Raw genomic sequence first — 13,258 nt, forward strand, 5'->3', positions numbered from 1 at the left:
TCCTTGGCGACCTGACCGACCGAGCGGTCACCGCGCCGGCACAGCTCGACGATCTCGGCCTTGAACTCCGACGTGAACGAGCGGCGAGGGCGCGGTTTGTTCCCCATGCTCTCCATGATCGACATCATCCTTACCGGGACCGAAGCCCCTGATCAGGGGTGTCCGTCAAAGCGAATCAAGCCCACTGTGCAGTGAGTTTCGCGAGATGCAGCGGAAGCGGGAGAACCAGCGTGGCCCGGTAGTCGGGGGCACGACGCAGCTGGTGGGCCAGCGCCGCCCATTGCTCGGGGTCATCCGATTCCGCGGCGTGGGTCTGGCAGGCGAGGACGGCTAGCTCGAGGGCGGTGGGGTTCCAGGCGTTCTGCCCTGTGTCGGTGACCTCTTCGCCCTTCTTATCCATTCTCGTAGCGATTTTGGAGGCCGTGACCGCAGCGCGCTTCGCGGTGTCTGGCTTCTCAGCAGTGCTGAGGAAGACACGGAAACCGTCAGGAGAATCCGGACGTGTCCAAAGTCCGCTGGCGATGCCGTGTACATGGGTCTCATCGTCTGGCGCGAACCACTGAGGTGTCTCATCCATCCCACTGTCACGGACGCGCACATGGCGAAGCATGTCTCCGTAAAGATCGATCCGCTGAGCAGGGCTAGGGCCAAACTGAAGCATGTCCTGACGGAGGCTTCCATTGCGGAGCCAGGGCCAGTGAAGACGGGAGTTCTGCGCATGAGTCAGTAGCAGCGTGGGCTCGTTACGGAGGCTGTAGAGCATGGCCCGGATGAACTGAGCAGCCTCGGCCTGCTGGTCCTCCAGGTCCGGGCTCCATTCCCGCTTGCCGTTGTTCTGCTGGGTTGCCGCATCGGCCGTAACTGGTGTTTCCTCGGTCACGTCGTCCTCATCGAACTCGCCAGGGATCTCTGCGTGTCGGGCGAGGGCGAGGAGAACTTCGCGGTAGGGAACCCAGGTGCCGCTTTCCGGGTCCCAACCCGTGATGTTGCCGTCTGCGCTGATCTTGACGGCGACGGGAGCGGTACGCCGCTTGCGCGTGGGGCCATCTGCACGGCGCTTGATCATCCACAGTCCGACGTACTGCAGGTCGTCGGGGAGTCCGGTCAGGCTGTGCTCGGGGACAGTGCGCACTCCGAGCTGACGGAATGCGTCCTTCCAAGAGGCTTCGGCCCGGTGTGCGATGTTTTTCGCGCCGGCTGTCTTCCGGGCCGCGCTCGGCAGGTTGATGAACTGGGTGAGTCGACCGGCGTCCGCGTACCCCAGGCGGGCGGCGAACTTCGGGTCCAGGATCGACGGCCGATAGGAGTCTGCGTGCCCGATCTCGATGATGGTCAGCTGCCCAGGGTCGCGCTGGTCCAGATCACACATGGACGCGATCGCCGTACGACGGTCGGTGATGGCTTCGGCGAGGTGCTTGCGCTGCGGTTTCGGTCCGGGGAACGCGAGCGGGGCGGAGACGAGGCCGGCGTCTTCGATGTGCAGACGGACCGCCAGTTCCGGCGAGTCCCAGCTACGCACCGCGCCTTCACCACCATCGCCGTCCAGGCCGAGGAGTTCGGCGAGCGTCGCGATGAGGGCATCGCGGGTACGGGGGTTCTGCCAGCGAATCTCGGCGATGAGCGGCGCGTCGCCGAGCGTTCGGACGACCTGCTTACGCAAGCTGTCCTGCTGCTCGCGCTTCAGAATCGACTTGTGGGCTGCCCGTGCTTCCTTGGTCTTACCCTGAGGGTCCTTGGGCAGATTGCGTGGCACTACCGGGTACCGACTGCGCCCGTGGTCCGGTACACGCCTGAGACGCGGTTCCAGGGCGACCGCCGCCCAGTCAGTGAGTGGGGACCGATCACGTGGCATCAGCCCCGCACCAACGCCGTGCCCACCCATCGACGTTGAGTGCACGACGCCGACCTGGATCCCGTCCTTGCCGTCAATCCAGGCACCCGGATCGCTCTGAAGTTTGCCCGGATCGGGGAGGTCCCGGGCGAAACGCAACCGGCCGATCATGCCTTCCGGGCCGCCCCGGACCCACTGGTAGTCATCAGAACCCCTGCTCTTTCCGAAGCGGCTGACCGACAGTCGCGCACTGCCTGGTGCTTCGTTCAGCCAGGGCATGTCGGCGAGCATGTACGCCGACACGGCACCCTGGAAGGGGACCTTCACCAGGCCGCTCGTGCGCCAGCGGCGCACTCCTGTGCGGAGGTGAACACGGAAGTCGTCAGTGAAGGGAGCAGTCTGGACCGTCAGCGCGACGACGAAGGAGAACCGCCAGGTGCCTTCCTCGCCGAGGAACTCGCGCGGCGGCCAGGAGACGAGCTCGGCTCCGCGCGCTGCCGCAGCGATGCGGAACTGCATTTCGACGCCCTCGAACCGGTAGGGGTCCAACGCCGCGATCTGGTGTGCAAGAGTGTCAGGCAGCAGTTGGTAGAGGCGCGGGTCAGGTTCTGCCGTGCCCCCAGGGGTGCTGGTACGGCTGAGGAGATCCACATCGATCTTCTGCCAGCGCAGTTCATGGGTGTCGAGAGTTTCACCGAGCACGATGGCTGCCTCGACGAGTTCGGGGTGCTTGGCACGCTCCTTGGCGGAGTGCAGATCGCGGATCCATGCATTGATGAACGTGCACAAGACCGGGAGCGGGAAGGGCTTGCGTGCGTAGAGCCACGGTGCGTCATCCTCGAGCGTTGCACCGCGGGCGACGCAGAGAAGATCAGGTGCGACGGCGCGGATGAGCTCGTTCAGTCTCCGGATGGGGACTTGGCTGTAGGTCTCTGGATTCCTCTTACCCAGGCGGTAGAAGTCCAGGAACTTCTGGCGCCAGTGGGCAGGAAAGGCCAGCCCGTAAAGCTGCTGGATGAATGGGGGCGCTGTCCGGGCCGGCTGGAATGCGGCGAGTCTGATGGCAGAGTACGCGGACACGGGGTCCTCCGGGAGGTGGATCGAGGGCGAGTCAGTAATCGTCGGCGGCGGCCGGGTGGTGCGGAAAGAGCCGTGTGAGCGCAGCGTGCAGCGGTTCGTAGAGGGTAGTGACCAGCGCGCGGTCCAGCTGCGGCACGGGCCTCCCGCTCACCGGCAGGACAGCGTCGGGATCTGGGGTGACGTACGGGTCCAGGACATGCCGCATGGCGATCAGTAGGCTGGTCTTCCAGGTGTCGCCGCCTTGCTTGCATGCCGCGCGCTCGGCAAACGGGGCGTCGACGAAGACGACGCGGGCGGGTACTCCGCCGCGCACAAGGCGGCCGATGACCTGCCAGATCACCACCAGTTGATCCCAGGTGAAGGAGATCTTCTCCGCTTCACCGAGGCGACGCCATGCAAGGGGCTGGTTGAGCAGGCGCCTCCAGTGGCCGCGGGCCTGGTGTCGGAATTCCGCGCCGGCCTTGTCCAGACTTGGCTGCGCGCGGACCAGTTCTTCGAAGGTTCCGTCGCGCTGCATACGTGAGGCCCAGTCGTTGACCGCCTGGATGGCCAGACTGATGTCATCGGGGCGAGGGTGGGGGCGGGCGAGGAAGAACACCGAGCCGATGGCTGCGACCCCGTGGTCCAGGATGTTGTGCCCGCGTTCGATGGCGAGCAGCGGAGCGACGAGGATCAGCGTCCCGGTCGAGGCGAAGTTCGCCACGTCGCCGCGTCGCAGGACCTGCGCCGCCGCCATGCCGTGACCGACGTCGACGGTCTGCTGCCACTGGTGGTCCTGCTCAGCGTCGTCCGAGACCAGTCGGCACACCTTTCCGGCCCAGCGGGGTATGCGGTTCAGGATGTCGGCGGCGCGCCGGGCCTCATCGTAGGAGCCCGTCAGAACCAGGAGCCGCCTGCGACGGTCGTCGTCCACGGCCGCCAGTTCCTGCTCGAAGGGGCTGGGTTTGCCGTCCTGCCCGCCCCGGGCCAGTTGGTCGAGCATCTGTTCCAGGACGACTGGGCGCAGATGCGGCTTAGCGCCCGAGAGCTTCAGCGGTTTTCCGTCTGGGCCTTTGAGGAATCGAGTGCTGAACACGGATCGGGCGATGGCGTCGAGCTCTCGCTTCGGCGGCTTGAGCAGGGCGCCTACCTCGGTGAGGACGTGGTAGCGGGTGGACTGCCCCGCCCAACTGGTGCCGGACATCAGCAGAACATGCGGAGCGGGCAGACCGTCGGCTGCGGTCAGATCCGGCAGGTTCAGGAGCAGTTCCCGGCCGTTGCCAGCGCAACGGAAGAAGCGCAGTTCCCCGCTTCGTAGTTCACCGACGCCGGTGTCCTCGGACTGGAACTGGAAGCCGAGGATGTTACCCATGGGCGACTCCGGCACCAGCGGCCGGTAGTCCTCCGGTGGGCGGCGGGACAGAACGTTACTGGAGACCGCGAGGTTGAGTGCGGCCTCCACGGCCGGCCACATCTCCGTCATCAAGTCGAGGCGGGTGTGCAGAGCGGAGAGCAGCAGGGTGAATTCGAAGCGCAAGGTCTGCTCCGTGAGGCTGCTCTGGGCGGCGGTGACCGGTTCACCGACGAGCGCGAGTAGGCGCTCCTGGACGAGACGGCGTGCGTTGCGGGGGCGGGTGGTGTGCAGAAGCTGGCGGGTGAGGCGGATCAGCGCGTCGACGGCAGGGTTGGACTGTTCCTCGTCGCCGAGCGGATCGTCGCGGAAGGCGTCGAGGATCTTGACGATCGCGTCGCGCCGCGGATTCCCGGTGTCCGGTTCGACATGCGCCCCGGACAGCTCGGACGCTGGCATTTCTGCGTGGTAGGAGTCTTCGGCATCGGCAAGGCGCCCGATGTCCTCGTCCCACTCGGGTGCGGGGCGGTCGAGCACATCGGCGGCATCAGCCTGGCTGTCTTCTGCGGTGTCGAACCACTCGGCGACCAGCTTGTACTGGAGTGTCCAGGAGCTGAAGTAGTCCGCTTCGACCCAGTCCCGCAAGCCCTTGTGCTGCAAGAGCATGGAGTAGATACGATCGGCGGCCACGGTGACGGTATGGAGGGCCGCCGTCCACTGCATCACGGTGGCGTCGGACAGCTGAATCCGGCCGTTGCGGGCCAGTTCCTCGATCTTGTGCTGGTGGATCTCGTCGAGCCAGGAGTTCGGGGCCCGGCCAACCAGAGTGGTGGCCGGCGCAAACATCGTGTCCAGCTGCATCTGCACCCGGTCCGCCTCGTCCACGACAATGAGGTCGCTGCGGCGGCAGGCCATTTCCAGGAACCTGATGCGCTGTTCGTTCTGATGGGCCGGCACAGCGCTGTGGATCAGACTCGCGGGAGTGGCGATCCAGATGTCAGCCTCCACAAGTTCTCGGGAGGCGTGATGGCGGGGGCACTGGTACCACAGTGGGCAACCGTGCCGCTTTTTGGCGTTGACCTTGTTGGCGGCGGGCTCTCCTCCGTCAGCAGCGAGCGGTGACAGGCGCCGCTGACCCGAGTTGCCTCCCACGGTGTACAGCTGGGTGCAGGGAGCAGCACGGTAGGGCAACGGCGCGGGGGCTTCCACGCCGCGTAGCGCGTCGAGGGGGCAGGCGGTGCTGAGGTAGTCGAAGCCCAGGGCGTCATGGGTGAGGAGCGAGGCGTCCGCCTGGGTGGCCAGGCGGCGATGCATCCGCTGGAGGTGCTGTTCCCGGGTGGTAGCGCCAAGGACGGGAGCTGCTCGGAGGCCCAGGGTCATGAACATCGCCACCAGGTGAAGGACCTCCGCCACGTCTCCAACCATCAGGGTGATCCGCAGATCCCTGCGGGCAGCCCAGGCGGTAAGGATGTCGCGGAGCGTGCTCTTGCCGGCGCCGACCATGCCGATCAAGTGCAGCATCCGATCAATCGTCAGTGTCTGTCGCTCTCTGGTGAATTTGCCGAGTTGCTGCTCCTGGATGAAGAGTTCGACCCGGTCCAGACGCCGCACCCAGTCCCCGCCGGTTGGATCCTCTTCGCTGCTCAGCTGTTCCTGCATCCACGCAGCGGTCTCGACCAACTCCTCCCAGGGGACCTCCAAGGGCTTGCCTCCTCCGGCCATGCCCGCGTCCAGGAGGTGCGGGGCGGGTTGCACGGCCACCAGTTCAGCGGGGAGGTCGACTGAGGTCCACATGCGGCCTTCGGCGAACCTCCACGTTCCCGGGTCGGCCAGTGGAAGGAGCCGGGTCTGGTGTGGCGGGGCAGCCGCGAGGGCCAGCGTGTAGGTGGCCCACCTGTCGTACGCGATGGACACCGACCGCCGTTGGGGGACATCCGTGTTGCTCTCGATCAGGAAACCGCGGAGTTCCGGGTCCAGCCTGCGATAGCCGTCCAGCGCCCGCTGCCAGCTGCGGCGGCGGCGCAGAGGCCACAGCAGGTGCCGGGCGATCCGCAGCACGAGTTGATCCTCGGGCGTGCTGATGAATCCGAGGGCGGCAGCGAAGGGGTATCCGCCGAACAGGGTCCACGCCGCCTCGGCGGGGTGACCGGGAACGAGGCGCTCCATCAGGAAGAGGCCAAGTTCCACCTCACACAGCCGGGACGCGGCCAGCCGAGGCTTGAGCTCGTCTGCGAAGTACGGGACGAACTCTTCGACAAGGTCTCTCTGCCATTCCCACCGATCACGCATCGTCGTCCTCCATGTCGTCATTGACGGGCAGTCCGTCGATGTGCCCGGCGAGGACCTCGCGGACCCTGGCCACAAACTGCCGCTGGTTCAGGACCGTCAACTGCCCCTTCACCGACTGAGGCAGGAAGCGCTTGATCACGCTGATGTAACCGCGGCGCTGGGTGGTCCGATGGTTCGGGACGACGATGAATGCCTCGTCGTACGGGGGGTTGTCGTCCAGGATGGTCGCGTTGCGGCCCAGCAGGGCGGGGTTCGCCCAGTCCTTGACGTCGACGGCCCACACTCGTCCGTCCGGAAGGGTGATCCTGAGGTCGTAGGCGTCATAGTTCGGCCACAGCTCGGAGGTGAGCCCGAGGCGTCGCAGAGACTGCTCCAGCTGCAGCTCGGCGATGCCCGGCGCGGTGACGAACAGTCGGAGCGGGCGGGTGAGCAGGAGGATCCCGCCGCCCTCGTCCTCGCAGTACTGCGGGCCGACTGGTGCATCTTCCCCGCGACGGCAGCGCGCGTTCTCGCACCACCACCCGCCGTCTCGGGTCGGCACGAGCAGGGTCTTACAGCGTCGGCAGGAAGTGAAACGGCCTTCACGGGTCCAGCCGGCCGGGGCCGGAAGGTAGATCTGCTGCAAGAGGCCGTCGAGCGGAGCGAAGGCCGGTTCTAGAGCGATCTCGGCAGCCTTGTTGCGAGTCAGGACGGGGCGCTCGATCAGCAGGCGCCGGAAGGCGACGTACGCTGACGGGGCGTTGGCGGCCCGACACCGGTCCAGGGCGGTGTGCACCAGAGCGCGGTCGATCTGCTCGGTCGCGGAGTCCGGACGGTCGACCGCCCACTCGTAGCACAGATCGGTGGGGACGTACGCGTGCTCGTCGATCAGCCGGTCCTCGGGACCTGTCAGGGCATCGGGTAGGTCGAGTGGCCAGTCGACGACGGGCCGCTCCCGACACCAGGCCAATAAGTCCGGGACGCTGAGCGGCGGGTCCGCACCGCGCAGGAGGCAGGCCAGGACGGTGCGATCGAGGGCGCGCTGTGCCTCCGGGGGGTAAGGGAGGGTGAAAGTACCGGGGGTCGACACATCGTCGAGGTCAAGGACGGCGCTGGCGATGGTGCGCAGCAGTGTGAGACCGTGATGTGGCGCGTAGGCGGCGTCAGCAGGGGGCATGGCGGATCCAGGATGGTCGTCGGCCGGGCATGGTGGGCTCTGGTTCAGGCGACAGACGTGTTCGTTTCAGCCCCTGTTGCGGGGGCCGGGCACCACCGTGCGACTTCGCACCGGGCGCAGTGTTTGCCGGGCTTGGGCGTGGAGATGGGATCGCCGTGCCACGGAGTCGCGAGTGCGCGGATTACGTCCCGGGCCTTGGCGACCCGGTCGGCCTGGTTGGGGGTGATGAGCTCCAGGTCGGAGCCGGAGGGGCGGAGGATCTCTAGTTCAACGCGCGAGCCTCGCAAGTTGCCGCCGAACACTTCCTCGGAGAGGAGGATCAGGGCGAGGGCCGCCTGCGGGTACTGCTCGAGAATGTCCTTGCCGCCGCGCGGCGTGCGGTACTTGGTGCTCTTCACCTCGCGCCACACCCAGGAGCCGCCACTGAGGTAGAGCAGGTCGGGCTTGGCGACGACCAGGGTGTCGGCATCTGTGTCGTGGAAGGTCAGTGTTCGTTCGATGCGCAGCCCGGCATCGGAGTCTGCGTACTTCAGGGGGCACACGGCGGCATGACGGGCAATCAGTCGGGTTCCCAGCTCCGCGTCGGCGCCGGTCAGATGCCAGTCACCGATGCGCCAGTCCGAGCGGTCGGGCGGAGCGTCGTCTGCGGTGCAGGGGCGACGGGGTGACCGTTCGTGCAGGCGTTGCAGCCAGGCATGGACTGCGTGTCCGCGGCGGACGTGGGGGCCATGTTCGATCTCCCTGTCGTACGGCAGGTGCAGCCGACGCAAGTGCTCCTGTGTGGGGCAAATGTCGTAGCGGCGGAGATCGGTGACAGATAGGGTTCGCCGCGGCCGGGACGTATCCGCGATTCCGAGAAGTCCTGGCACTCGCGGCAGGGCAGGACACGTCGAGGATAGGCGGCACTTGACGCAACTGCTTCCGGGGCGCCGCTCGATGGCATCGATCGTGCTCCGCAGGCGTGGGGCGGCTAGTGTCTTGTACGGGGCTTCGGTTTCTTCGGGCGGGCCGTCGAACAGGACCTTGGCGGAGCCGTCCAAACAGCCCACCTCCACGACCCGCACCCGCTGCGGGATAGCCGTCGGGAGCACCTCGTGCTTCCGACCCCACTCAGGTTCGTCGGCGCGCTCCCCATAGGCAGCGATGTGCGCGACCATGGCGATCTCGGCGGGTTCCCGTTCGCGGACGCCGGCGGTGCCGAACAGTGGCAGTCTGAGCTCCCGCACGCTGCCGTCCGGCGTGGCGTAGCCGCGTCCCCAAGCGCACATCTCATAGACGGCGGGGTCGCCCGCCGGAACAGAGCTCAGCCTGGTCTGTTCGACCCAGCGCTTCTTGTCGGGAAGCAGCCGCCCGGACAGTTCGAGGGTGCTCGACGCGGCAAGGTACTGGGCGACCGCGTGCTCGGCCCAACGTGCCAGCCCGGGATGAGAGGGCAACACCCGGCTCGAGACTTCGCTTATGCCGGCGAACTCAGTCCGGTCAAGGTTCCGCATCACCACGGCAAGGGCGAAGAGTTCGAAGTCCGGAGGCTTGAAAGTAGTGCGGCGCGAGGGGCGCAGCCCGGGGCGCGCGTTGAGCGCCCGTAAGGCCGGACACGCTTCTTCCTTGCCCTGGACCCCGCCCGTGTAGACGCGCACCAGGCTCGGATCTCCAACAATCCCTTCAGGGACAGGCCATTTCGTCATTGTTCCCCCTCTCTGGTCCGGCTGTACCGGACATCCGCAAGTTCGTAGCGGCCTGCCGCTGGCAGGTGCACTGTGGACCGACCCGGGTGCGGTGCAGGGCGGCAAGGAGGCATCACCGACCCTGGTGTCACCAGACGGATACCCAGAGCCATCGTGGACAGCAACAGTAGAGCACATCCCGTGAACAATATCCACGGAGTGAATGTCCACTGATACGCTTCACGCGCCAAGGCCTTGGTGGATGCGATGGGGAGAACGAGCGTCAGGTGGATTCACAAGGACAGACCCTGGCCGAGCGGTACCTGCTAACCCGGAGCCTCGGCGAAGGCTCCATGGGCGAGGTTCGACTGGCGCTCGACATCGCGCTCGACCGCGAGGTGGCCGTTAAGCTCCTGCTTCCACACGGTGCGAAACAGGACGAGGGAAGGTATCTCGATCGCTTCCGCCGGGAAGCCAAGACCACCGCAGCATTGAGCGCCTGTCGCCACATCCCGCAGGTGTACGACTTCGGCGAGTGGGAGGGCAGGCCTTACCTCGTGATGGAGTACATCCGAGGCTTGACTCTCGAACAGTTCGTGAAGGACTGTCACCCGCTGCCAATCGAGGTGGTTGTCGCACTCATCGCCCAGATCGCCACGGCACTCGTCCACGCCCACGACGGCGGGCTGGTCCACCGCGATCTCAAGCCGTCGAACATCATGATCACTGGTGCTGGCGTGGTGAAGGTGCTGGACTTCGGCGTCGTCGCCATCTCCGATCCGAATGCGACCCAGCTCACTGCCACTGGCTGCGTCCCGGGGACTGCTGCCTACATGGCTCCCGAACAGGCCGGCCGCGGACTCGCCGAGCCACGCAGCGACCTGTACGCCGTTGGCTGCATCCTCTTCGAACTACTGACGGGAGAGCATCTCTTCTTTGCCGAGACCGCACACGCAATGGCGAGGTGCCACATCGACGAAGCCCCCCGGAAGGTGACCGAGGTCCGCGGCGGCATCCCGCCCTGGCTGGCCGACCTCACAGATAGCCTGCTAAACAAGGAGCCGGAGCGCCGCCCTGCGGACGCCCGCGCGCTATACGAGAGCGTGCGCCCTTTTCTCCCGCAGAGTGGCGCGCCTGCCGTTTTCACTGCACTGCCATTCGACCCCACGCTCCCGTTCCGCGATCCCTGCGGCCCGCCCCCACTGCCGCAGCGGACGGCTCCCGCGCCGCCCAGAAACCCCCGCCTGCCGAGCAGGCCCCGCCGGCACCGGCGGCCGCCGCTGAAGCGGGAAGACCTGGCCCAGGTCCGACGCGAAGCCGCCGGGCTCGCGGCGGACGGCAAGTTGCTCGACGCGGCGGAAATCATCGACCGCTGCCTGCAGGTCGCTGTCGGGCGCTTCGGTCGCGTCGATGAGGGCGTGGTGCTGATGCGCATCGACCGAGCGGGGCTCTTACACGAGGCGGGCGTTGACGATCTTGCCTGCGCCGCATACCGCGAGGTCAGGCCTGACGCAGTGCAGCGCTTCGGGGACGAGAGCGAGCAGGTTCGCGGCATCGACGAAGGCATCTCTGACTGCGAAGGGGACGTCGACGAGTAAGAGCGGGACTACGGAGGGTCCTCGAACTTCTGCGCGTGAATTATGTACACGCATTGAAGCGCGCCAGTTATGCTTCACATAGCTCGGGGCTTGCATATCATTGGAGGACGTCATGGCGGAACCACCGACCACCGTGACAGCGACCGGCATCGCCAGGATCGCCGGTGTCGGGCGAACCGCTGTCAGCAACTGGCGCCGCCGGTACACCGACTTCCCCAAACCCATCGCTGGCACATCGGCCAGCCCGGCCTTCGATCTCGCCGCTGTCGAGCAGTGGCTCGACGGACAGGGAAAGCTGTCTCAGGCATCTCCCCAGGACCGCGTCTGGCAGCGCGTCGAAGCCTTCGGCGCCAGCGGACAACTCGCTGACGCAGTCTGCCTGATAGGAGCGTTGCTGCTAGCCAGCCCCACAGAGGTGCCTCCCTCAGCCCAACTCGCCGAGTCGCTGCGCTCCTACGGCGAGCCAGCCGCTGAACTTCTCCTCCCCTCCATACCTGCGGAGTGGTCGCCCGCGCAGCGGGCACTCCTCGAAGCCACCGTGGCACTCGCAGAAGGAGCCGATCCGGCGGAGGCATTCGAGCAGGTGCACGAGAGATACTCCTCGGCGCGAGGATCGTCAGGTCTCGAAGTCACTCCGCAGCCGTTGGCCAACCTCATGCTCGAACTCGCTGGACCCGCCGCGCAGGTGTTCGACTTCAGCTGTGGCACCGGCTCCCTGCTCCATGCCGCATACCAACGGTCCCTGGACAGTGGCACCAAGGTTCGCATCTCCGGCCAAGATGTCAATCCCTTCGCAGCTCGAATCGCACTCCTGCGACTCCTCCTGCTGCGACAGCACGCCGCAGACGCTGGCGAAGCACCCGACATCCGCGTGGGCGACCCACTGCTCGCCGATGCTTTCCCACGGCTCACCGCCAGCGCCGTAGTCGCCAATCCGCCTTTCGGTCTCCAAGACTGGGGACATGAGCAGCTCGCCTACGATCCCCGCTGGGCCTTCGGCGGCCTACCGCCCCGTACCGAGCCCGAACTCGCCTGGGTGCAGCACGCCCTGGCCCACCTCGAACCAGGTGGCCGCGCCGTAGTTCTGATGCCCCCGGCCGCAGCGGCGCGAGCTGCGGGGCGTCGTATCCGCGGCGAGCTCGTCCGCCGTGGTGCCCTACTAGCCGTCATCGCCCTACCTGCGGGAGCCCTGCCCGGCACTGGCATCAGCCTCCACCTCTGGCTGCTGCGTCGTCCTGGTGCGGAGGAAGGGACCGGGCAGCGAGTGCTGTTCATGGACGTGCCGGGACACTCCACACCAGGGGGCCGCACAGTTGATCTGCCGGCGCTTCGCCAAGACGTGCTCCCCCTATGGCATACCTACTTGGCCTCCCCGCAGAACTTCTCCGAGAAGCCGGGTATCGCCAGGTCGGTTCCCCCGATCGAACTACTCGACGAAGAGATCGATCTAACTCCGCTACGCCATCTGCCTTCCGCAGAAGGCAGCGAGCGGAACGCCGAAGCACTGCTCGCACTTCCCGCCGCCTTTGACGCCCAGCTGGAATCAATACGCGGAGCGCTCCCGCAGCTGACGGTCGCCCAGGACTCGGCGCTCTCCGCCGCTCCCACCGCAACCCTGGACGGACTCGCCCGCACCGACGCGCTCACCCTGCACCGCTCCCTGGCCAAGGGCACGGGACGATACGAGGCATCGGCAGAGCGGCAAGCCCGACCTTCCACCATCGAGGTCAAGGCTGTCGTCAGCCAGGACGTCATCGCAGGCCAAGGCCCGAGCGGAACTGTGGTGCGTAACGATTCCAACGACGCCAGCAGCACGATCCAGGCGGGTGACATCCTCATCCCGGCGATCGCAAGCAGCGTCATCGCCCGGGTCGCCACGGAGCAGCAGATCGGCGCCCAGCTCGGCATGGGCGTCCATGCCGTACGGGTCAACCCGGACATCCTCGATCCCTGGTTCGCAGCCAGCGTGTTGTCCAGCGCAGACAACACGCGCCGAGCCGGGCGTTCAGCCACTGGGATGGGTGGCCCATTGCGTATCGACGTCAAACGGCTACACCTACCTGTCCTTCCCATCGAGGAGCAACGCCGCTACGGCGAGGCACTACGCAGACTGGCCGACTTCGAGGCAGAGCTCGCCCACACCGCCGAGCTGGGACGCAAGGCCGCACGAAACCTCGCCGAGGGACTGATAAGTGGCACCCTGGACCCTGCTGAGGATGGGTCTGTGCGGTCAACCGGTGTAACTCGCGATCACGGACGTAGCACCTGATGACCGACGTGACCGTCTCCTTTGAAGCGGTTGAGGAAACC

Annotated in this window: 6 protein-coding genes; 2 read left to right on the plus strand and 4 right to left on the minus strand. The window is 66.6% G+C overall.

Annotated features, from left to right (window positions below):
• Positions 1 to 175: 175 nt before the first annotated feature.
• From ACWDAK_RS16845 to ACWDAK_RS16860, 4 genes are read right to left on the minus strand one after another with little or no spacing between them, the layout of a single operon-like run.
• Entirely contained in the window at positions 176 to 2,911 is a 2,736-nt protein-coding gene (locus tag ACWDAK_RS16845; protein WP_427393807.1) for a pPIWI_RE module domain-containing protein, read from the minus strand.
• A 31-nt stretch (positions 2,912 to 2,942) separates the two neighbouring features.
• Positions 2,943 to 6,530, minus strand: coding sequence for a pPIWI_RE_Z domain-containing protein (locus tag ACWDAK_RS16850; protein WP_427393808.1), 3,588 nt, complete (start codon positions 6,528 to 6,530; stop codon positions 2,943 to 2,945).
• Complete coding sequence (locus ACWDAK_RS16855; RefSeq protein WP_427393809.1) at positions 6,523 to 7,686, minus strand: pPIWI_RE_Y domain-containing protein; 1,164 nt, start codon at positions 7,684 to 7,686, stop codon at positions 6,523 to 6,525. The genes ACWDAK_RS16850 and ACWDAK_RS16855 overlap by 8 nt, the downstream gene beginning before the upstream one ends.
• Before the next feature lie 44 nt (positions 7,687 to 7,730).
• The gene (locus tag ACWDAK_RS16860) at positions 7,731 to 9,323 is read right to left on the minus strand and encodes a PD-(D/E)XK nuclease family protein (RefSeq protein ID WP_427393810.1); all 1,593 of its coding nucleotides are present in this window, start codon (positions 9,321 to 9,323) and stop codon (positions 7,731 to 7,733) included.
• A 314-nt stretch (positions 9,324 to 9,637) separates the two neighbouring features.
• On the opposite strand from ACWDAK_RS16860, the gene ACWDAK_RS16865 reads away from it, so the two are divergent.
• On the plus strand, positions 9,638 to 10,948 hold the full coding sequence (locus ACWDAK_RS16865; protein ID WP_427393811.1) for a serine/threonine-protein kinase: 1,311 nt from the start codon (positions 9,638 to 9,640) through the stop codon (positions 10,946 to 10,948).
• Between the two features lie 112 nt (positions 10,949 to 11,060).
• Positions 11,061 to 13,217 (plus strand): N-6 DNA methylase, encoded by a 2,157-nt coding sequence (locus tag ACWDAK_RS16870; RefSeq protein ID WP_427393812.1) that lies wholly within the window; start codon positions 11,061 to 11,063, stop codon positions 13,215 to 13,217.
• Positions 13,218 to 13,258: the final 41 nt, after the last annotated feature.

The sequence above is a fragment of the Kitasatospora sp. NPDC001175 genome (assembly GCF_053598215.1).

Excerpts from the sequence above, each read along its gene's own strand:
- ACWDAK_RS16850 (WP_427393808.1), bottom strand. The coding sequence starts at position 6,530 with ATGCGTGATCGGTGGGAATGGCAGAGAGACCTTGTCGAAGAGTTCGTC.
- ACWDAK_RS16855 (WP_427393809.1), bottom strand. The coding sequence starts at position 7,686 with ATGCCCCCTGCTGACGCCGCCTACGCGCCACATCACGGTCTCACACTG.
- ACWDAK_RS16870 (WP_427393812.1), top strand. The coding sequence starts at position 11,061 with ATGGCGGAACCACCGACCACCGTGACAGCGACCGGCATCGCCAGGATC.